Origin of the sequence: Stenotrophomonas sp. GD03930 (genome assembly GCF_029839665.1) — a bacterium.
GTDB classification, from domain to species: Bacteria; Pseudomonadota; Gammaproteobacteria; order Xanthomonadales; family Xanthomonadaceae; genus Stenotrophomonas; species Stenotrophomonas forensis.
On record NZ_JAOCAV010000001.1, the window covers coordinates 1,951,372 to 1,971,380 of the forward strand.

The following is a 20,009-nucleotide window of genomic DNA, read 5'->3' on the forward strand; positions in this document are numbered from 1 at the left end:
CACCGGCCACGGGGGCAACGCGATGGGAGGCAACGGAATGGAACTGGCGCTGTTCGACTTCGACCACACCGTAACCACCTGCGATACCTATGGCCGTTTCCTGCGCCGCGTGGCCACGGCCGAACAGCTGGCGCAGGCGTGGTGGAAAGTCGGCCCGTGGCTGGTGGCGTACAAGCTGAAGCTGATCTCGGCCGAACGCATCCGTGCACGCGTCACCCGCCTGACCTTCAGCGACCGCCACAGCGACGACATCACTACGCTGGCCGCCGGCTTCTCGCGCGAATTCCTGCCCGAGGTGGTGCGCCCGGAAATGCTGGAGCAGATCCGCTGGCACAAGGAACAGCAGCACACCGTGGTGATCGTGTCCGGTTCGCTGGACCTGTACCTGAAGCCATGGTGCGAGCAGCTGGGCCTGCAGTTGATCTGCAACCGGCTGGAGAGCCAGGACGGCCGCCTGACCGGTCGCTATGCCGGTGGCGACTGCGGTCCGCGCAAGGTCGAGCACATCCGTCGCCAGTTCGATCTGTCGCGTTACGTGCGCATCCATGCCTACGGCGACAGTTCCGAAGACAAGCCGATGCTGGCACTGGCCCACGAGCGCTGGTTCCGTGGCAAACCCCTGAAGTAACCCAACGCGCAGCCTTCGCCACGCATGAGCCTGACCCCGCCCCTGACCGAACGACTCGACCGCCTGCTGCCCCAGACCCAATGCGGGCAATGCGGTTACGACGGCTGCCGCCCCTACGCGCAGGCGATGGCGCGCGGCGAGGCGGGCGTGGACCGCTGCCCACCGGGTGGCGATGCCGGTGCGCGTGCACTGGCCCAGGTGCTGGGCACACCGGCCATTCCGTTTGACCGCTCGCGCGGCGAGCACAAGGCCGCGCAGGTTGCGTTGATCGTGGAGGCCGACTGCATCGGCTGCACCAAATGCATCCAGGCCTGCCCGGTGGATGCCATCGTCGGCGGTGCCAAGTACATGCACACGGTCATCGCCGATCTGTGTACCGGCTGCGAGCTGTGCATTCCGCCATGCCCGGTGGATTGCATCGAGCTGGTGCACCCGCAACAAGGCTCAGATCCCTTGTCCAGAGGAAAAGGGATCTGAGCCTGCACGACGGTTACGGCACTGCGGCCGTCACCACGATCTCGACCTTCCACTCGGCGTGGGCCAGCTTGGCTTCGAACGTTGCGCGGGCCGGGGTCGCGCCCTCGACCACCCACTCGTCCCACGCCTTGTTCATGCCATCGAAGTCGGCGATGTCGGCCAGGAACACTTCCGCGCGCAGCACGTGCTGGCGATCGCTGGCCACCAGCGCCAGCAGCTTGTCGATCTCCGCCAGCACCTGCCGGGTCTGACCGGTGATGTCCTGGCTGGTGTCTTCCGGAATCTGGCCGGAGAGGTAGGCGACCTTGTTGTACACGGTCATTTCGGACATGCGCGGTCCGACGTCGTAACGCTCCATCATGGGCGTGGCTCCTGCGGGTGATCAGGCCTGCATTGTCCTCCAAAGCGGTCAACGATGGGTGCACGCGGGCGTGCCGCACAACGCCACTACCGCGCTCCGACACGCCCGCTGGTCAAATGCCCGCGACAGGCGCACGATGCGCCACGCCCGCGTTGACACCGCCCTCCCCCTCCCTGACGCACCCTTGCGCTGATGACCCCAGCCACCGACCCCGCCACCGCTTCCTCCACCCCGGCATGGAAGCGGGTCCTTACCATCGTCGTCCCGCTGCTGATCCTCGCATTGGCCCTGCATGGGCTGGCCAACGAGTTCGATGAGAACGGCTACCGCGCCATCCGCCACGCCTTCCATCAACTCAGCGGCACGCAGATCGCGCTTACCGTGGTGCTTGGCCTGGCCAGCTACGCCTGCCTGATCGGCTTTGACGCCATCGGCCTGCGCCGCAGCGGCATCCGCGTGCATCCGGCACGCATCGGCATCACCGCATTCCTGGCACATACGCTGGGCCAGACCGTGGGCTTCGCCGCGCTGACCGGTGGCGCGGTGCGCCTGCGCGGTTACCGCACTGCCGGCCTGGACCTGGCGCAGATCGGCCAGGTGGTGCTGATGAGCACGCTCGGCTTCGTGTTCGGTGCCTGGCTGCTGATCAGCGTGGCGCTGTGCATGGAGCCTGAAGCCGCGGCGCTGGCACTGCCGCTGAATCCGGACGCGGTGCGCGTGGTCGGCATCATCGCGCTGTTCGCCTATCTGGCGATGCTGCTGCTGGTCGGCCGCGAAGGCCGCCAGTTCAGCGTGTTCGGCCATGGCCTGTGGCTGCCCGACCGCCGCACCATGATCGGCGTCACCGTGCTCAGCGTGATCGAACTGGTACTGGCCAGCGCCGCGTTCTACGTGCTGCTGCCGGACTCGACGCCCACCGGCCTGCCCGGCTTCGTCGGCCTGTACCTGGTCGCGGTGCTGGCCGGCCTGGTCTCCACCGTCCCCGCAGGCCTCGGCGTGTTCGAATGGAGCCTGCTGAAGCTGCTGCCGCAGGTTGCACCGGCGGCGGTGCTGGCCGCCGCGCTGATCTACCGCGTTACCTACTACGTGCTGCCGTTGGTGCTGGCCACCCTGCTCGCATTGGCCCCTGCCCTGCGGCAACCGCTGCAGGCCAGCGCTGGCGCCACCCGCACCGGCTGGAACGCACTGCGCCCCTGGTTGCCACAGATCATCGCGCTGGCGGTGTTCAGCATCGGTGCCGCGCTGGTCATCGACGGCACACTGCCCACGCCACGCCGGCATCTGGTCAATGCCTCGCTGCCGGTCCTGGAAACCTCGCACCTGATCGGCAGCCTCAGCGGTGTCGCGCTGCTGCTGATCGGCCAGGGCCTGGCCCGGCGCAGCCATGCGGCGTGGATGCTGGCGATGGCGGTGTGCGTGGTCACCCCGTTGCCGCTGTGGCTGCGCGGCGGCCAATGGTTGATCGCAGTTTCCGCAGTGCTGGCGGCGATGGCCCTGTGGGCCGCGCGCCGCGAGTTCTACCGCCAGGGTGCGCTGCTGGACGAGGCCTGGTCGTGGCCGTGGCTGCGCAACCTCGGCCTGGTGCTGGTCGCGGTTACCTGGCTGCTGTTCTTCACCTACAGCCATGTCGAATACCAGAACGAGCTGTGGTGGCAATTCGCGGTGTCCGGCAACGCGCCGCGTGCGCTGCGTGCGCTGCTGGTGGTGGCCATCGCGCTGGTGATGTTCGGCCTGGCGCGATTGCTGCACAGCACCCGCAGCCCGCTGCCGGCCGCCGATGAAGCCACGCTGCAGTCGCTGGCGCCGGTACTGGCCGGTGCCACCGATACCCAGGCCTGCCTGGTGCTGACCGCCGACAAGGCGGTGCTGCGCGATGATGCAAAGCAGGGCTTCGTGATGATGCAGCGCTATGGCGGTTCGCTGATCGCGATGGGCGATCCGGTCGGACCGCCGGAGGTCGCCCGCGCATTGATCTGGCGCTTCCGCGAGGAGGCCGACCGGCTCGGCCTGCGCCCGGTGTTCTACCAGGTTGGCGAGACCTACTGGCAGACCTACCTTGACCTCGGCCTGGGCCTGGTCAAGCTGGGCGAGGAAGCGATGGTGCCGCTGCACGACTTCGGCCTGGAAGGCCGCGAACGTGCCGACCTGCGCCAGGCCTGGAACCGCGGCAAGCGCAGCGGCCTGTCATTCCGGGTGGCACCCGTGGAAGAGATTCCCAGCCTGCTGCCACGCCTGCATGCCATCTCCAACGCCTGGCTGGACGACAAGGCCGGCGATGAAAAGGGCTTCTCGCTGGGCAGCTACGACCCGGATTACCTGGCGCGCTTCCCGGTCGCACTGGTCGAGGCCGAAGGCCAGATCGTGGCGTTCGCCAACCTGTGGCAGGCACCGGCCGGCGCCGAGCTGTCGGTGGACCTGATGCGCCATGTCAACGAGGCGCCCAAGGGCACGATGGACTTCCTTTTCATCGAACTGTTCCTGTGGGGCCGCGCGCAGGGCTACGCGCGCTTCTCGCTGGGCATGGCGCCGCTGTCCGGATTGGCCCAGCATCGGCTCGCGGGCCGCTGGAACCGGCTGGCCGGCCTGCTGGCGCGGCACGGCGAACGCTTCTATGGCTTCAGTGGCTTGCGCCGCTTCAAGTCGAAGTTCGATCCGCAGTGGCGGCCGCGTTATCTGGCAGCACCCGGCGGCATGCACCTGCCGGCGGCGCTGCTGGATGCCACGCGCCTGATCTCGCTGGATCCGCGGCGGAATTGAGGCCCCCTACCGCGGGGCATGGCCCGGCGCTACGCGCCACCCTTGAGGATCACCTCGGCCAGGCGGTCGTAGTCACCATTGAAGTGATGGTCGCCCGGCAGCTTCACCTTCTGCACGCCATCGTTGGCGGGAAGGCCCGGGCACAACGCGTCATCGTCGTCCTGCCCATACACGCACAACGTCTTGCCAGCCGGCAGCTTCGCCACTTCCGGCGCGATCGGCAGGCCGTCACCGCCGCCGCCCAGCCAGTTGCTGACATGGAACTCGAAGTCGGCCTTCTTGCCCACCGACAGCAGCACAATACGGTCCAGTGCCGCGCGGGTATCTGCATCGAGCTGGTTGATGGTGGCCGGCAGCACGTCGGCGCCCTGCGAGAATCCGATCAGCATGACCTTGTCGCGGTGCCACTGCTGGCGGTAGTGATCGATGATCTTCTGCAGGTCCGCAGCAAAGCCCTTCGGCGTGCGCTCGCTCCAGAAGTAGCGCAGCGAATCGATGCCGACCACCGCCACGCCGTGCTCGTTGAGCGACGACGCCACGTCCTTGTCCAGGCCGGCCCAGCCACCGTCGCCGGAGACAAACACGGCCAGCGTGTCACCGTTGCCGGTCGCCGGTACTTCCACCACCGGCAGGCCCTTCAGCGCAGCCGGCGGCGGTGCCAGGCTGACACCCGCCTGCGCCCCCATCACCCGCGCCGCAGCCACCAGGCCCGGTGAGGCATCACCGCGCGTGGTGCGCTTGAACTCGCGCGCCATCGCCACCTGCTGCACGAACCCGCTGGCCTCGCCCATCTTGCAGCCGTGATCACCGGCCGCACTCAACCACGGGAAGTTCAGTTCGGCGGGCTGCAACCTGTTGCGCTTCACGCCATCGCCGCAGACCATGCGCTCGTGGCTGTGGTCCGGGCAGAAGCCGGTGGTGAGCAGGCCGGCGAATACCTGGGTATCGGCCTGCGCCGCCAGCGAGTAGGCCATTTCGGCACCTTCACCATCGCCGCCGACCAGCGGCAGGTGATAGCCGGGCAGATGCAGCGACGCCTGCAGCCAGCGCGAGAAGTTCTCGACGTCACCGGAACCGAACGAGCAGGTCGGGTTACCCTCGCGCTTGAGCACCCCGCGCAGATGCGCGATATCCACGGCAGCGACCATCGCGCCATCGGCACGCAGGGCCTCGATCGGCAAACGGCTGGTATCACCGCCGGCAGAAGGTTCATGGAACCAGATCACTACCCGCTGCGGCGTTCCCGACGGCATGTGCACCGGAATCTGTTCGAACCGCCCGTGGCTGAACTGCTGCACGTTGGCCGCCGCCATCGCCGGCAGCGCAGCCAGCGCCAGTACCACACCCATTGCCCTGCCCAGCCCTGCACGCTTCATATCGCAGCCCCGATGGAATGCGCACACGATACGCCGCCACCGCGTGCACGGCACGTACCGGCGCAGGCCGTTGGGGGTTCAGTGAGGGGCGGGACGGCGGCTGCGGCGGTACAACGCCAGCGCCAGGTACAGCAGCCAGCCCACGATCACCGCAATCACAACCTTCTGCCCCAGCCCACGCGGCGGCCCAGCGCGCCACAGCACGTGCAGCCAGAGAAGCACGAACGCCAGCCACGCCCAGCCCCAGAGCAGGCCGGCGGCGGACTGCCAGCCCGGTTCGCGGCGCAGGTACCAGGCCTGCAGCAGCATGCCGACGCTGGCACACAGGAACGCGGTGTTGGCCGCCAGCCCATGGATGAACGGTGCCAGCAATGGCGTTGCATCGGGCAGCCAGCTGTCACCGATGGCGACGGTGGCCAGCCCCAGTGCGGACACGGTGAACAGCAGCGGCGCGGCCCCGCTGCGACGCGGGCCGATGCTGCCGCGATACAGCGCGATGCCGAGCACCGCGATGGCCAGCGCCAACAGGCAATACGCCGCGCGCAGTGCCAGCCCCCACGGCCCATGCAGGTAGAGGCTGAGCGTGGCCCGCACCCAGTCCAGGTCGGTGCGCGCGAACTGGGTCCACAGTGCAGTCGACACGAACAGCAGCAACGCCACCATCGCCAGCACTGCCGCCGGACGCGCGCGGTTCATGGCGCGGCATCCGGATGCCGCGCCTGCCACTCGGCCAGCGCCTTGCGGTAGCGCTGCAGCTCATCGGCATACAGGTCAAGCACGCACAGCGGGCAACCACTGCCGCAACACTCGTTGGGACCGGGTTCTTCCGGCGGCAGCGGGCGGGGATCGGGATCAGGGACGGACACGGTCGGAAACGGTGTTGGGGGAAACAGCGCCCAGTGTACCGGGCGGGCTCAGCGGCCCAACTGCCGGCGCAGGTTGTCGCGGGCCGCGGCATCCAGGCGCTGGTGGAAGAAATCGCTGAGGAAGATGCGTGGCGCGCGCAGCAGGCCCTGCAGGAAGCGCCGGCGCCCGGCACGGTACAGGAAGCCCGGTACCACGCCCGTGTACTCCTCGGCCACGCCGCGGTCGTAGGCGGCGAACACCGGTTCCGGCGCGGCCAGGATCGCCATGTCGCAGTCCAGGAACAGCGCGGCCTCGGCATCGACATCGTCCGGGCCGAGCTCGCCATGGCGGGCGGTCAGCAGGATCAGCTGCTCGACCCGGGTGCCATCGACGGCAGCCAGTTCCGGTGCCTGCGCGATTGCCTGCAGCGCCAGCTGCGCCGAGCGTGCCTCGTTGTCCTTGCGCCCGGCCTGGTAGATCGCATCGTGGTAAAGCGCGGCCAGATAGACCTCGGCCGGCTGCTGCCAGCCCGGGCCATCAGCCACCTCCTGGCAGTGCTGCAGCACGGCGCGCACGTGGCCGAAGTGGTGGTAGGCGCGAGGCGGCGTTGCATAGCTGTCCTGCAGCGCCTGCCACTGCGCCGGGGAAAGCGAGAGCGGTGAGAAGTCCATGCCCGGATCATCCCGCCTGCGCCGGCGGCGGGCAAGCTGGCTGTTTTTTCACCACGCACTCACAACGCTTGCCGGGCGCGGCCTGGGCGCGGTTGTCCACAGCTTTGTCGAGCGCTGGTCCACACCGGTTGTGGATGAACCGCGACGCCGACCAACGGTCGCTGCAGCGGAACATCCCTGGGTCTACACTCGCCACAGGCGGGAGCGCCCGCCGCTGCCGGGAGCTGTCATGTACCGTCCTTCCGTCCCTTGCCTCGCCTTTTCGCTGCTCGCCCTCTGTGCGCCGGCCTTCGGCGCGGACCCGGCGCCGCCTGCAACGGTGGTGACCACTCCAACCATCACCGTGTCGGCCCCGCGCGTGCCAACGCCGGAGGAAGTGTTCGCCATTCCGGCGGACCTGCGCGCGATGCTGCAGAAACAGGTGATCCAGCGCAGCTACTCCCGCGACCTGCGCCTGCAGGCGCTGGTGGAAATGATCTTCGACCAGCACGGCCTGGACCTGCAGTACGACGCCAATGCGACCTACACCGTCAGCGAAATCTGGCAGCACCGCCAGGCCAACTGCCTGGCCTTCACCCTGCTGTTCGTGACGCTTGCCCGCGAAGCCGGCATCCAGGCCCGCGTGCAGGAAGTGGGACAGGTGGTGTCGTGGTACCAGGACCAGCAGAACGGCGTGGTCTACAACGTCGGGCACGTCAACGCCGGCGTCGACGTCGGCGGGCGTTTCGGTACCGTCGACCTCGACCGCAACGTGCTCTACGACCGGCGCGGGCCGGTTCCGGTCAGCCGTGCGCGGGCCTTGGCGCATTTCTACAACAACCGCGGCGCCGAGTACCTTGCCGAAGGTGACCTGGTGGGCGCACGCGCGTTCTTCGACGCAGCGCTGGCCCAGGACAGCGGGTTCGCTCCAGTCTGGAACAACGTCGGCGTGCTCGACCATCGCGCAGGCGACAACGAAGGCGCACGACAGGCGCTGGACAGGTCGCTGCAGCTGGATGGACGCCAGGATGCCGCGCTGACCAATGCCTCGGCCCTGTTCCGCAGCCTGGGCTTGACCGCGCAGGCGCAGGCGCTGGAGCGCCGGTTGACGTCGGTGCAGCGCGAGGACCCGTTCGCACAGTACATGCTCGGCGCCAAAGCCGAGCGTGCGGGCCAGCTGGATGCGGCGATCCGCTACTACCGCCAGGCGGTGCGCCTGTATGACACCGCGCACCAGTTCCACTTCGGGCTGGCACGGGTCTATTTCCTGGCCGGCCAGCTCAAGCGTGCCGATCGCGAAATGCTGCGCGCGCAGGAACTGGGCGGGGCCCAGGAGCAGGCACGCTACCAGGCCAAGCTGGACAGCCTGGCGCGCTGGCGCGCGCAGCAGGCCAGGCGCTGAGGTCCGGTCAGGCCTTCTTGAGGAAACAGGTCTTCAGGACCAGCCCCTTGATCTTGTCCGAGTTGCCTTCGATGTGCTCGGCATCGTCTTCGACCAGGCGGATGTTGCGGATCACCGTGCCCTGCTTCAGCGGGATCGAGGAGCCCTTCACCTTCAGGTCCTTGATCACGGTGACGGTGTCGCCGGTCTGCAGGGTATTGCCGTTGCTGTCACGCACGACCAGGGTCGAACCGGCGCTTTCCTCGGCGGTCCACTCGAAGCCGCAGTCGGCGCAGATCCACAGCGCGCCATCGGCATAGGTGTTTTCCAGGGTGCACTGCGGGCAGGCGGGGGCGGACGACATCGGCAAGTACCTCAAAATGAATCAACAGCCGCCATTGTAACCGGCCGGCCTTTTTCCCATTCCGCCGGGAGGGGCGGCGGCAGCCCTCCTTCACGGCAGGACGCAGGAACTTGCAGTTGGTGGCGAACTGCAGCAGAGTGCGCGGCCCCTGATCGTCCCCGGAACTCCCCATGCGCCTCGGCATCGACTTCGGTACCAGCAACTCCGCCGCCGCCATCGTGCATGAGGGAAAACTGTTGCCGATCCGCTTCGGCGATGCCGAGCAGTTCCGCACCAGCGTCTACTTCCCCGGCGTGGTGCCCGACCCGGACGACTTCCAGCTCGACGACGGCCAGGAACACCAGCTGCAGCAGATGATCGACAGCGCCGCCCGCGCAGCGCGTGCCGCCGGCCAGGAACGCACGCCACAGGCGCTGCGCCGCGAAGCCCTGCGCGCGCTTCGCCGCGAGTGGATGGAAGCCCGTGCCGGCCAGGAACGCAGCGCCAGCGACCTGCTGCAGAACGCGGTCTACGGTGATGAGGCACTGGAAGCGTACTTCGAGGAACACGAAGGCAACCTGGTGCAGAGCCCGAAGTCGATGCTGGGCTACAACCTGCACCCGCGCGCCAGGCAGACCATCACCGGCATCGCCGCGCACATCCTTGAACACATCCGCCTGACCGCCAGCGCCCAGCTTGGCCGCCCGCTGCGTGCCGCCCTGCTCGGGCGCCCGGTGCAGTTCCGCAGTTCGATCGGCGCGGCCGGCAACGACCAGGCGCTGGACATCCTGCGCGAGGCCGCCACCCAGGCCGGCTTCGACCAGATCGATTTCCTTGAAGAACCCGCCGCTGCGGCCATGCATTACCACGCCGAAAGCCGCGAGCGGCACCAGGCGGTAATCGTCGACATCGGCGGCGGTACCACCGACATCGCGCATGCCGAAGTCGGCGGCGACGACGCACCGCGCATCCACCGCGCCTGGGGTATCGCCCGCGGCGGCACCGACATCGACCTGGCACTGAGCCTGTCCAGCTACATGCCGCTGTTCGGCCGCGGCATCACCCGCGTACCGGCCCACCACTATGTGGAGGCGGCCACCGTCCAGGACATGACCCGCCAGCGCGATTTCCGCCTGCACAAGTACGACCATGTGGACGCGCCCTGGGGCGACCGCCTGCAGGCCCTGCAGGACACCGGCAACACCGCGCGCCTGTACCGCGATGTCGAACGCGCGAAGATCGCCCTGAGCGCCGCCAGTGAACACCGCAGCACGCTGGACTACATCGCCCGCGACCTGCATGCCGACAGCAGCGCCGACGGCCTGGCCTCCGCCGCGCATGGGTACCTGGAGCAGATCCGCGAACTGCTGGCCCAGGTTCGCAGCGACATCGGTGGCGACCCGGATGCGGTGTTCCTGACCGGCGGCATGTCCCGTGCCGGCTACCTGCGCCAGGCCGTGGCCGAGGCCTTCCCGGGCGCCCGCATGGTCTACGGCGAACCCTCGCTGGGCGTGGTCCAGGGCCTTGCGCTGGCCGCAGCCAGCCAGGATTAACAAAACGTTACGCGGTCTAAGTTACTCTTGGTCGGCTAGAACCCTGCTGCACCTTCCACCGGCCACGCCGGTGCGTGTCTTCCGTGCAGCCCGGCCCGCCCTGCGGGCCTAGCGACCATGCCTTCCTGGCTCGTTCATGGTCCGCGTACCACCGGAGCCGCCATCGAGACCCGCTTTGGGCACCCGCCAGGCCCCAGAGGCCTTACAACCTGACGCAGCACCTGCACCCATCGACTGCCGCCGTTGTGACGCGGTCTGTTGCCGGCTGCCGGTGCTGCTGCAGCCCGGCGACCAGGTGCCCGGCCAGTTCCTTTCGCGCGACGCCCACGGCCGTGCCGTGATGGCACGCAACGAGGAAGGCTGGTGCGCGGCGATCGATCCCTATCACCTGCGCTGCACGATCTATTCGCAGCGCCCGGCGATCTGCCGCCAGTTTTCGATGGGCGGCGATGACTGCCGCCGCGAGCGGCAGGACTACCTGCGCCAGGCTGATGCCTGGTCGCTTTCCTCCCCTTCCACCTGACAGGAGCAACCATGCCCCGCAAGGCAAAGACCCCCGCGAAGGCCAGCAACAGCATCCGCAGCGAACGCAAGGGCGCGGCCGCCAGCACCGTGGTCAGCAGTGATTCGATCGCTTCGGACCTGGCTGCGTTCCGCAAGGCCGGTGGCAAGATCGAAGTCCTCGGCACCACCTGGGCGCTGAAGAAAGCCAGCTGACCCAGTACCGACCGCGGCGGCGCTGCCGCCGCGGCCTGCCGGACCGCGCTCAGCGATCCAGGCGTACCTGCACACTGCCCGAATGCGACTGGATGCGGATGTCACCATCACCGCCGCCCAGCCGCGTGTCGAGGTGGCTGCCCGGCCCGTAGCGCGGCCGCTCCACCTGCCCGGCATCGCTGTTGATAGAACCGCTGAAGCTGTTCACCGACAGCTGCGCCGACACCGTGCGCGGCAGGCTCAGCGTCACCGAGGCGCTCACCGATTCGACGTTGATGCGGCCACCCGGTGCCAACCCGGCCGCTGCCAGCTCGATGCTGCCCGACACGGTTTCCACCGCCAGCCGCTGCACCCGCCCGGCGTCCACCTCGACCCGGCCGGACACGGTCTGCGCACCGATATCACCGGATACACCGCCACCGGCCTCGATCCGGCCACTGACCGTATTGACGTCAAGCTTCGGTGTCTGCAGGCGAGCACTGACACTGCCGCTGACCGTGTTGAGCTTGCTGTCGCCACTGCGCCCGGCCGCACTCAGGCTGCCGCTGACCGTATCGGCCTGCAGGCGGCGCACGTCGATGCCGCTGATGTCCTGGCTGGCGCTGACCGTACTCAGCAGCAGTTCCACCGAGCGCGGCACATTCAGCACCAGCGTGGCGCCACCGTTGCCGTTGCGGCGCGGGTATTCGATCTCCCAGCGCACGCGGTTGGCGCTCTTCTCCTGGCGCAGCTGCAGGCCGTCACTGAGCGTGCCGGTGAGCTGCACATCGTTGCGGTCCCAGCCGCGCACGGTGACCTTGCCGGCAACATTGCTCAGTTCGATGCGACCGCCGGCGGCCAGCGTGTGGCGTTCATCGATACGGGTGTCGGCCAGCGCCAGCGAGGGTGCCAGCAACAGCGCCACACAGCAGGAAATCAGGGTTCGGGTCATTGCGGTCTCCTCAGGTTGCCAGGCCGGACTCGGCGGCATAGGCCGCCTGCCGGGTCAGTTCCAGACGCAGCGCATAGGTGCGCTTGAGCTGGCCAAGCAGGTGCGGCGCACGTGGGTCCTGCGCCAGTGCGGCGCGGATCTGCGCGGCACTTTCATCAAGTTCGTGCAGGGCCGGTTGCCATTCCGGCGCCCGGCCATCGGGCAGCGAAGCCACGGCCTGCTGGTACTGCTCGGTCATCGCCGCGGCCTGCAGCTGCAGCGCGGACGGCGCCGGCATGTCAGGCTGCGCATGGCGCCACGGCGCCACCGCATACACCGCCAGGCTGGCCGCCAGGGCCGCGCCCACCGGCAGCCACCAGCGCCGCCTCGGACGCATGGGCAGGGCCACCACATTGCCATCCGCTGCAGGCGCCGACGGTGGTTCACGCGGTGGCAGCCGGGCCGACAGGCGCTCCCAGCCATCGGCGGGCACGCTGCGTTCGCTGGACAGGGCACGCAGGCCTGCCAGCAGCGCGGAATCGGAATCGTGGTCGTGTGTCGTCATGTCATGTCTCCCAGCCGTGCACGCAGCAAACCGCGCGCACGATGCAACTGTGCCTTGGAACTGCCGACAGCCATCTGCAGCTGCTCGGCGATTTCCTGGTGTTTCCAGCCTTCGATATCGTGCAGTACCAGTACCGCACGTGCCCGTGGTGGCAGCGTCGACAGCGCGCGCTCCAGGTCGCGCTCGGTGCCGGCACAGCGGTCATGCACCGCCAGTTCCTGCAGCCCGCCGTCGACCTCATCCAGACTGTCGTGGTCCTGCCCGGCCGCACGCCCACGCAGTTCCATCAGGGCGGCATTGACGCCCAGCCGATGCAGCCAGGTCGACAGGCTGCTCTCGAAACGGAACCCCGGCAGCGCCTTCCAGGCCTGCAGGAAGGCCTCCTGCAGCGCATCTTCGGCACGTGCCTGCTGGCCCCCACACAGCCGCCACAGCACGGCAAATACGCGGGGCGCGTGGCGCCGGTACAGCAGTTCGTAGGCGGCGGTATCGCCAGCGGCCGCCGCCCGCACCAGGGCGGATTCGTCGACGGCGTCGTTGGCGGCAGGCGGCGCGGGCATGGTGGTGTCGAGCATATCGCTTGGATGCGGCGGCCCTGAAAAAGGTTTAGAGCCAGACGATGATCGATTCCCTGCAACCTTTTCGGCGGCCGCTGCATCCATGCAAGGTCCTTCGTGAAAACGCCGTCCGGGAGTCCTGCCATGTCCAGCCCATCCTGCGCCGCCCTGCTGGTGATCGCCGCCTGCGTCCTGTTGCAGGTGCTGGGCCTGTCGCTGCAGCTTCGCCCCGACAACGGCCGCGCCTGCCTGCAGCAGCATCGCAAGGAGCTGGTCTGCCTGGCCTGGACGCCCACGGTCGAATCCGCCGCACGCGCCGGGTAACATCGGGGGCCGTTTCCCCTCCGTAGTCGTCCCATGATGTTGTCGCTGAAGGACCACCTGCCGCCCTGGACCCACCCTTGGCTGAACTACGCCGGCGTTGCCCTGCAGATCGTGCTGGTGCTGCTGGTCGCCTGGCTGCTGCGTCTGCTCGCCCGTCGCCTGATCCGCCGCTTCGCCGAGCACTACACGCTGCCGCCGGAAATGGTGATGGGCGCACGCCGGATCACCAGCTTCGTGGTCTATTTCAGTGCCCTGCTGTACATCCTCAGCCTGCTCGGCGCGAAGCCATCGGTGCTCTGGACCGCCTTCACCGGCTTCGCCGCGGTGGGCGCGGTGGCCTTCTTCGCGGCCTGGAGCGTGCTGTCCAACATCTTCTGCACGCTGCTGATCTTCACCACCCGTCCGTTCCGCCTGCACGACTACATCGAGGTGCTGGAAAACGGCGAGAAACCTGGGCTGAAGGGCCGGGTGATCGACGTGAACCTGATCTACACGACGCTGCAGGAAACCGGTGACGGCCACGAGGGCACGGTGCTGCAGCTGCCGAACAACCTGTTCTTCCAGCGCACGGTGCGTCGCTGGCGCGACCCGGCGCAGGCTCCCGGCGGGATCCAGGGCGACGGCTGAGGGGGTTTTTCTTTGCAGGGCTGCGCCCTGCACCCGCCGAATCCACGTCAATCGCCAGAACAACAGCAACAGCGGGCATTCCGTGGGTTGGCGGGGTGGGTCCGGTTGAGGGGGGCGCCGTAAATACGTCCATGTAGGCTCGGTCGCCGCATCCATGCGGCTCACGCCCCCTCAACCGGACCCACCCCGCCTTCGACAGATTTCCGCGAGCGGCCGGAACGGCGTTCCGCTCTGGTGGGTGTCGACCTTGGTCGACACAGTAGAGCCACGCCATGCGTGGATGATTCATTCGATATCTGGCAGAAGAATCGTGTCGACCAAGGTCGACACCTACCAACAACCGCGCGTTCCAATGGCCGCCGTTGCCAACAGCCGCGTGAACCTGTCGAAGGTGGGGCGGTGTCGGATTGCGGGGTGTCAGCCGCATGGATGCGGCTGCCAAGCCTACATGGACGTACTTGCGGCGTCCCCGCACTCCGACACCGCCCCGCCATCCCACGGAATGCCCGCTGTTGCCGTTGCTTCGGCTGTTGCCGTTGCTTCGGCTGTTGCACTGGCTTCTGCAGGTGCAGGGCGCAGCCCTGCCGAACATCCCTTACCTCAGCTGGCTGTCCTTGCTGCCGCGCCGGTTGTAGCCGCTGTGCGCGTGCTCCTCATCATCCAGCGCCTGCTGGCAGGCCACGCACAGGCGTACCCCGGGCACGGCCTGGCGCCGCGCCAACGGGATCGGCGCGTCGCATTCCTCACAGTGTTCCAGACCCGGACCCTGGCGCAGCTGGCGCCGCGCGCGGGCAATCGCATCATCAACGGTAGCGTCGATCTGATCCTGGACCGCGCCATCTCCCGCCCAACCGGTGGCCATGGCCATCCTCCGCAGGTGTGTCGCCTGATATGGGGACGATACACGCCGGCAAAAAGACAGGCCGTGATGCGGAGCCGAGCCGTGCTCGGCTGCTCTTCAGGAAGACGAACAGGATGCGAACGGGTTCGAGTCAGGCCGATTGCGGCTTAATCCCCTCCGTCCCCTTTTTGCTTACCAGACCAGGTCGTCGGGCACCTGGAACTGGGCGTAGTAGGCATCGTCCTCGGCGTTGCCGGTGGAGATCTCGGCGGTCGAGCCCGGCTGGCCGTGGTCGACGATGATCGCTTCCGGGGCGCGTTCACGCACCTTCTCGGCGGCGGCTCGCGGCAGCAGCGCATAGCCTTCACCGTGGGCGACAATGACCAGCACGCCCACCGACAGTGCCTTGCGCAGCTTGGGGTCGATCAGCAGGGTGCGGATCATGGCGCCGTCGCTGAAGCGGTATTCGTCATCGCCCTTGTGGGGCACGGCGTGCGCGCTGATGATCTGCTTCGCCTGTGCCTTCTGTTCCGCCTGCCGGGCCTGGGCGTTGCGTTCGGCAGCCAGCGCGCGGTCGCGCTCGACCTTCTCGGCGCGGGCGCGTTCAGCTTCGCGCTGGACCTCGGCCGAGGTCGATTCGGCCTTGCCCTGGCGGGCCTTGGCCTGCGCGCTCGCGGCGGCGCTGGCCTGCGACTTCTTGGCCAGGCCGGCCTTGAGCAATTGTTCCTGCAGCGCGTTGGGCTTTGCCATGGTCGTTGCGTACCGCGTGTAATCTTGGAGGCCCCATTCTACCGGCGCCCCGCCCCCCCTGCATGGCAGTGATGAAGTACCTCACCGGCTATCCCGAACCCCTGGTCGCCCAGGTGAGTGAACTGCTGGCGCAGGGCAAGCTCGGCCCATGGCTGCAGCAGCGCTACCCGGACCCGCACGAGGTGCGCAGCGACCGCCAGCTGTACGACTACACGCAGGAACTGAAAGACCGTTACCTGCGCAAGTCGGTGCCGCTCAACAAGGTCTGCTACGACAACACGCTGGAAGTGATCAAGCACGCGCTGGGCACCCACACCGCCATCTCCCGCGTACACGGCGGTCGCCTCAAGGCCAGCCGCGAGATCCGCATCGCCACCGTGTTCCGCCAGGCGCCGGCGGCATTCCTGCGCATGATCGTGGTGCATGAACTGGCCCACCTGAAGGAAGCCGACCACAACAAGGCCTTCTACCAGCTGTGCCAGCACATGGAGCCGGACTACCTGCAGCTGGAATTCGACACCCGCCTGTACCTGACCGAGCTGGCCAACCGCGGCCAGCGCTGAGCGGCCGCAGCAGCTACACTGCGCGCCCCCTGCCCGACCTGACCGAACCGCCCGCCATGGAACCGATCCGTCTCGACAAACGCCTGTCCGCCCTGCTCGGCATCCCGCGCGGCGAAGCCCGGCGCTACATCGAGGGCGGCTGGGTCACGGTCGATGGCGAGGTGGTGGAACAGCCGCAGCGCCCGGTCGACGACAACGCCGTGATCGTGGTGGCCGAGCAGGCCAGCGATGACAAGGCCGAGCGGGTCAGCATGCTGCTGCACAAGCCGGCCGGCGTCGCCGCCGAGACCCTGTGCGCGCTGGTCAGCAGCGACAGCCGAAGCGAGCTTGATGCCAGCGGCATCCGTCCACTGCAGCGTCATTTCCATGGGCTGCAGCTGGCGGCATCGCTGCCGGCGGCCGACAGCGGCCTGGTGGTGGTCAGCCAGGACCCGGCCACCCTCGCCCATCTGCAGCGCAACCTGGGCCGCACCGAGCAGGAGTACCTCATCGAAGTGGCCGAAGGCGGCCCCGAGCGCGGTCCGTGGCTGCTGGCGCGGCTGCAGCACGAATCCGGCGGTGCCAAGGTCAGCTGGCAGAGCGAACAGCGCCTGCGCTTTGCCGGCAAGGGGCTGACCGCCAAGGGCCTGCGCGTGGCGGTGACCGCCGCCGGGCTGCAGGTCGCAGCCGTGCGTCGTCTGCGTATCGGGCGCGTGGCACTCGGGCCGCTGCCGCCGGGCCAGTGGCGCTACCTGGGCAGTGACGAGCGGTTCTGACCCCATCCACGCATGGCATGACATTGCCTGAAGAAGCCATCCACGCAAGTCGTGGAGCCACTGCAACGGGTCTTCTGGCTTTCATCCACGCATGGCGTGGACCTACCATCGGGGCATGAGTCCGCCCAAGCCCCTGTGGCAACGCCTGCTGCGTGTCGCTGCGATCATCGTCGCCGCCTTGTTGCTGCTGGTGCTGTCCGGCCTGCTGCTGGCCGACCATCTCACGCCGCAGGCACAGGGCGCGCCCTCGCACGTGCTGCCACTGCAACCGGCGCAGACGCGCATCGACCAGCAGATCGTGCCACTGCAGCAGGCCCATCCCGGCAAGTCCGGCGTCGCGTTCCTCAGCGATGGCATGGATGCGTTCGCGGCCCGCGCGATGATCACCGCGCACGCAGGACGCAGCCTGGACCTGCAGTACTACATCTGGCACGACGACCTGGTCGGCCACCTGATGGCCAAGGCGCTGTATGACGCGGCCGAACGCGGCGTGCGCGTGCGCATCCTGCTCGACGACATGAACGCCAGGGACAAGGATGCGCTGATGATGGCGCTCGATGCGCATCCAAACATCGAGATCCGCCTGTACAACCCGTTCCGCAACCGCAGTGGCATCGCACGCACGCTGGAGCTGGTGCAACGCGCCTTCAGCGTGAACCACCGCATGCACAACAAGAGCTGGATCGCCGATGGCCGCATCGCGATCGTCGGCGGGCGCAACATCGGCGAGGAATACTTCAGTGCACGCGACGATGTGAACTTCCAGGATCTTGACCTGGTGGTGGCCGGACCGGCCGTGCAGCAGGCCAACCGGATCTTCGACGATTACTGGAACAGCAGCACGGCCATTCCGATTTCCGCGCTGGCCTCCTACAGCGATGAACAGCTGCGGCAACTCGTGCGGCAGTCGGACCTGGATGCGCTGCATGCCAGGGCGCAGCCCTACCTGCAGCGTGTGGCCGCATCACGCAGCCTGCAGCGGCCCAGCCCAGAGCCGTTGCACTGGAGCGCGAACGTGCGCATCGCCTCCGATCCGCCGATGAAGCATCGCGACGATGATCGCCACCACTGGCTGGTCAATACGCTCAGCGACGAGCTGGCAACCACCCGTCGCAGCGCACTGCTGATCTCGCCCTACTTCGTGCCCGGCAGCGATGGCGTGATGGGCCTTTCAGGACTGGCCGCGCGCGGCGCCCAGGTGGGCGTGGTCACCAATTCGCTGGCCGCCAACGACGTGGCTGCGGTGCACGGCGGCTACATGGGCTACCGCGTACAACTGCTGAAGGCAGGCGTGCAGCTGTACGAACTGAAGGCACACGGCCAGCCGGATACCAGCCTGTTCGGCAGCAGCGGCGCCAGCCTGCATACCAAGGCATTCGTGGTCGACGACCGCCGCGGCTTCGTCGGCTCGTTCAACCTCGATCCGCGCTCGGCCTACCTCAATACCGAGATGGGCGTGCTGTTCGACGATCCGGTGCTGGGTGCGCAGCTGCGCGACGAGTACCTGCGCCTGGCCAGCCCTGCGCACAGCTGGTGGCTGGCCCTGGGCCACGACGATGCGCTGCGCTGGCTGGAGCGGCAACCGCCGCCGCACTGGGTGGAGGCCGAACCCGGGGCGAGCCTGGGCAAGCGCTGGACAGCTCGGGTGATCAGCTGGTTGCCGGTGGAATCGCAGCTTTAGCGCTCAGGGCGACGGCGATGCCTGTTCCTGCCCGGCCTCATCGCGCGTTTCCACGCTGCGCCCGTGCAGGCGCCGCCAGATCCAGCGCAGGGTATGCGGCGGTGCCGACGGCAGTTGTTCAAGCAGGGCCAGCATGCGGTTCTGGCTGGCATGCCCGTGCCTGCACAGCAGGCTGGCAGCCGCAGCGGCGCTGGCCAGGCGCAGGCTGTCGGCCAGCGGTCCGTCCGCTTCCGGTGCCAGCGCCTGGTGCACCGGTTCGGGCAATTCCCAGGCCGCCGCCACGCGCTGGGCCAGTGGCAACGACCACTGCTGCAGCAGCTGCAGGGCCAGGGCCGGCTCCACGGTTTCGCCGCGCGCCTGCGCTTCCTGCAGCAGCTGGCGCATCACCAGCGCAGCGCCGAGCCCCTGCACCAGGCCCAGCCACTGGGCGGCGAAAGCATCGCCGAAGGTGACCGTGCGTGCGTGGTCGGCGGCCGCGCGCGAGGCCAGCAACGCATGCTCCCAGATGATCGTGCTGAACTGCGGGAACACCTCGCACTGCACCTGCATCACCGGCTGCACCAGCACCGCGCTGATGATCTGGCGCACGCCTTCGGTGCCGACCAGGGTCACCGCCCGCTGCAGGCTTTCCACAGGCCGCTCGTGCACCTTGTACGCCGGGCTGTTGGCAATGCGCAGCAGGTTGCCGGTCAGCACCGGGTCCTGGCCGATGATCGCCGCCATCACCCGCGCCGAGGCCGCGTCGTCGTTGACGGTCTGGATCAGCTGCGGCAACAGCTGCGGACGCCGGGGCAGGTGCCGGGCCGCCCAGTCGCGATCCTGCAGCGCGCGTGCCACCGCCTCGCCCAGCGCCGGGTCCTGGACCGGCGCGGGTTCGCCGGCCAGCCGCGGATACAGCGCCAGCGCATGCAGGCCGCGCTGCAGGTGCGCCGCGATCTCACTTGGTGGCAGCGCCTCGCCCTGCAGGCTGGCCGCAGCGGCGGCCACCGCCTGCCGCGATGCTGCCGCCAACCGCGACGGCGCCGCCCCGGTCGAGCGCGCCAGCCACGCGCGCAGCGATCGCCACCAGGCCGGCGTCATCGCCGCCCGCCCTGTCGTTGTGCTGCCTTTGCCGTCACTGACCGTCCTGCCTCTTCACACGAATCCGGCGACCCGCCGTCGTCGCAGCATCGGCCGCGCTTTCATCTTCTTTAACCGGGCGTCCGCCGATGTCGACGGCAGCGGCCGGAGGAATGGACTAGAATGGCGCCGCGCGACCCGTCCCCCTGCACCGACGACGTCGCTTTTTTTGTTTGACGATGACTCCAGCCCGGCACTTCGCTGGACTGCGCCCAGGCCCGCTACAGC

General features: G+C 68.3%; 24 protein-coding genes. 12 read left to right on the forward strand and 12 right to left on the reverse strand.

The window, feature by feature from the left end; all coding sequences use genetic code 11:
* Positions 1–37: 37 nt before the first annotated feature.
* A complete protein-coding gene (locus N5C18_RS08760; RefSeq protein WP_008264672.1) occupies positions 38–628 on the forward strand; it encodes an HAD family hydrolase in 591 nt (196 codons plus the stop codon).
* A 24-nt stretch (positions 629–652) separates the two neighbouring features.
* Positions 653–1,105, forward strand: a complete 453-nt coding sequence (gene rnfB, locus N5C18_RS08765; RefSeq protein ID WP_053511573.1) for an Rnf electron transport complex subunit RnfB — start codon at positions 653–655, stop codon at positions 1,103–1,105.
* Between the two features lie 13 nt (positions 1,106–1,118).
* Here rnfB and N5C18_RS08770 read toward each other — a convergent pair whose 3' ends face one another.
* Positions 1,119–1,466, reverse strand: a complete 348-nt coding sequence (locus N5C18_RS08770) for a RidA family protein (protein ID WP_005418155.1) — start codon at positions 1,464–1,466, stop codon at positions 1,119–1,121.
* Between the two features lie 192 nt (positions 1,467–1,658).
* Between N5C18_RS08770 and mprF the strand changes: the two genes are divergently transcribed.
* Positions 1,659–4,223 carry a bifunctional lysylphosphatidylglycerol flippase/synthetase MprF gene (gene mprF, locus N5C18_RS08775; protein ID WP_279944331.1) on the forward strand — a complete coding sequence of 855 codons (2,565 nt, stop codon included), beginning with the start codon at positions 1,659–1,661 and terminating at the stop codon, positions 4,221–4,223.
* A gap of 29 nt (positions 4,224–4,252) precedes the next feature.
* Here mprF and N5C18_RS08780 read toward each other — a convergent pair whose 3' ends face one another.
* From N5C18_RS08780 to N5C18_RS08795, 4 genes are all read right to left on the reverse strand, one after another.
* Positions 4,253–5,599, reverse strand: a complete 1,347-nt coding sequence (locus N5C18_RS08780) for an AcvB/VirJ family lysyl-phosphatidylglycerol hydrolase (RefSeq protein ID WP_053511576.1) — start codon at positions 5,597–5,599, stop codon at positions 4,253–4,255.
* A gap of 78 nt (positions 5,600–5,677) precedes the next feature.
* Positions 5,678–6,295 (reverse strand): DUF998 domain-containing protein, encoded by a 618-nt coding sequence (locus tag N5C18_RS08785; protein ID WP_279944333.1) that lies wholly within the window; start codon positions 6,293–6,295, stop codon positions 5,678–5,680.
* Positions 6,292–6,465, reverse strand: a complete 174-nt coding sequence (locus tag N5C18_RS08790; protein WP_053511578.1) for an oxidoreductase-like domain-containing protein — start codon at positions 6,463–6,465, stop codon at positions 6,292–6,294. Before N5C18_RS08790 ends, N5C18_RS08785 begins: the two co-directional genes overlap by 4 nt.
* A gap of 48 nt (positions 6,466–6,513) precedes the next feature.
* Positions 6,514–7,116: a hypothetical protein gene (locus N5C18_RS08795; RefSeq protein WP_164242756.1), complete on the reverse strand. Its 603-nt coding sequence runs from the start codon at positions 7,114–7,116 to the stop codon at positions 6,514–6,516.
* Positions 7,117–7,345: 229 nt separating this feature from the next.
* Between N5C18_RS08795 and N5C18_RS08800 the strand changes: the two genes are divergently transcribed.
* On the forward strand, positions 7,346–8,497 hold the full coding sequence (locus N5C18_RS08800) for a transglutaminase domain-containing protein (protein WP_279944334.1): 1,152 nt from the start codon (positions 7,346–7,348) through the stop codon (positions 8,495–8,497).
* Positions 8,498–8,504: 7 nt separating this feature from the next.
* Here N5C18_RS08800 and N5C18_RS08805 read toward each other — a convergent pair whose 3' ends face one another.
* Positions 8,505–8,840 carry a zinc ribbon domain-containing protein YjdM gene (locus N5C18_RS08805; protein WP_006462284.1) on the reverse strand — a complete coding sequence of 112 codons (336 nt, stop codon included), beginning with the start codon at positions 8,838–8,840 and terminating at the stop codon, positions 8,505–8,507.
* A gap of 170 nt (positions 8,841–9,010) precedes the next feature.
* Between N5C18_RS08805 and N5C18_RS08810 the strand changes: the two genes are divergently transcribed.
* From N5C18_RS08810 to N5C18_RS08820, 3 genes are all read left to right on the forward strand, one after another.
* The gene (locus N5C18_RS08810) at positions 9,011–10,372 is read left to right on the forward strand and encodes an Hsp70 family protein (RefSeq protein WP_279944335.1); all 1,362 of its coding nucleotides are present in this window, start codon (positions 9,011–9,013) and stop codon (positions 10,370–10,372) included.
* Positions 10,373–10,601: 229 nt separating this feature from the next.
* Positions 10,602–10,895, forward strand: coding sequence for a YkgJ family cysteine cluster protein (locus N5C18_RS08815; protein ID WP_080375010.1), 294 nt, complete (start codon positions 10,602–10,604; stop codon positions 10,893–10,895).
* Between the two features lie 11 nt (positions 10,896–10,906).
* On the forward strand, positions 10,907–11,089 hold the full coding sequence (locus N5C18_RS08820) for a hypothetical protein (RefSeq protein WP_005410566.1): 183 nt from the start codon (positions 10,907–10,909) through the stop codon (positions 11,087–11,089).
* A gap of 49 nt (positions 11,090–11,138) precedes the next feature.
* Here N5C18_RS08820 and N5C18_RS08825 read toward each other — a convergent pair whose 3' ends face one another.
* Genes N5C18_RS08825 through N5C18_RS08835 form a run of 3 tightly spaced genes read right to left on the reverse strand, consistent with a single transcriptional unit; the run spans position 11,139 to position 13,139 of the window.
* Entirely contained in the window at positions 11,139–12,020 is an 882-nt protein-coding gene (locus N5C18_RS08825; RefSeq protein WP_164087312.1) for a DUF4097 family beta strand repeat-containing protein, read from the reverse strand.
* Positions 12,021–12,030: 10 nt separating this feature from the next.
* Positions 12,031–12,564 carry a hypothetical protein gene (locus N5C18_RS08830; RefSeq protein WP_279944336.1) on the reverse strand — a complete coding sequence of 178 codons (534 nt, stop codon included), beginning with the start codon at positions 12,562–12,564 and terminating at the stop codon, positions 12,031–12,033.
* Positions 12,561–13,139 carry a sigma-70 family RNA polymerase sigma factor gene (locus tag N5C18_RS08835; RefSeq protein WP_053450462.1) on the reverse strand — a complete coding sequence of 193 codons (579 nt, stop codon included), beginning with the start codon at positions 13,137–13,139 and terminating at the stop codon, positions 12,561–12,563. The genes N5C18_RS08830 and N5C18_RS08835 overlap by 4 nt, the downstream gene beginning before the upstream one ends.
* Before the next feature lie 126 nt (positions 13,140–13,265).
* On the opposite strand from N5C18_RS08835, the gene N5C18_RS08840 reads away from it, so the two are divergent.
* On the forward strand, positions 13,266–13,445 hold the full coding sequence (locus N5C18_RS08840) for a hypothetical protein (protein ID WP_008268616.1): 180 nt from the start codon (positions 13,266–13,268) through the stop codon (positions 13,443–13,445).
* Between the two features lie 33 nt (positions 13,446–13,478).
* Positions 13,479–14,072, forward strand: coding sequence for a mechanosensitive ion channel family protein (locus N5C18_RS08845; protein ID WP_006462204.1), 594 nt, complete (start codon positions 13,479–13,481; stop codon positions 14,070–14,072).
* A gap of 595 nt (positions 14,073–14,667) precedes the next feature.
* On the opposite strand, the gene N5C18_RS08850 is transcribed toward N5C18_RS08845, so the two are convergent.
* Positions 14,668–14,934, reverse strand: a complete 267-nt coding sequence (locus tag N5C18_RS08850; protein WP_006460850.1) for a DksA/TraR family C4-type zinc finger protein — start codon at positions 14,932–14,934, stop codon at positions 14,668–14,670.
* A 171-nt stretch (positions 14,935–15,105) separates the two neighbouring features.
* Positions 15,106–15,663, reverse strand: coding sequence for a DUF2058 domain-containing protein (locus N5C18_RS08855; RefSeq protein WP_164087797.1), 558 nt, complete (start codon positions 15,661–15,663; stop codon positions 15,106–15,108).
* 62 nt (positions 15,664–15,725) lie between these two features.
* On the opposite strand from N5C18_RS08855, the gene N5C18_RS08860 reads away from it, so the two are divergent.
* The 3 genes from N5C18_RS08860 (at position 15,726) to N5C18_RS08870 (ending at position 18,662) form a co-directional block, all read left to right on the forward strand.
* A complete protein-coding gene (locus tag N5C18_RS08860; RefSeq protein ID WP_049456100.1) occupies positions 15,726–16,226 on the forward strand; it encodes a M48 family metallopeptidase in 501 nt (166 codons plus the stop codon).
* Between the two features lie 56 nt (positions 16,227–16,282).
* On the forward strand, positions 16,283–16,981 hold the full coding sequence (locus N5C18_RS08865) for an RNA pseudouridine synthase (protein WP_008265276.1): 699 nt from the start codon (positions 16,283–16,285) through the stop codon (positions 16,979–16,981).
* A 91-nt stretch (positions 16,982–17,072) separates the two neighbouring features.
* The gene (locus tag N5C18_RS08870) at positions 17,073–18,662 is read left to right on the forward strand and encodes a phospholipase D family protein (protein WP_279944337.1); all 1,590 of its coding nucleotides are present in this window, start codon (positions 17,073–17,075) and stop codon (positions 18,660–18,662) included.
* Between the two features lie 3 nt (positions 18,663–18,665).
* Here the strand turns inward: N5C18_RS08870 and N5C18_RS08875 are convergent, their stop codons facing one another.
* Positions 18,666–19,742: an HDOD domain-containing protein gene (locus N5C18_RS08875; protein ID WP_053450467.1), complete on the reverse strand. Its 1,077-nt coding sequence runs from the start codon at positions 19,740–19,742 to the stop codon at positions 18,666–18,668.
* Positions 19,743–20,009 lie beyond the last annotated feature (267 nt).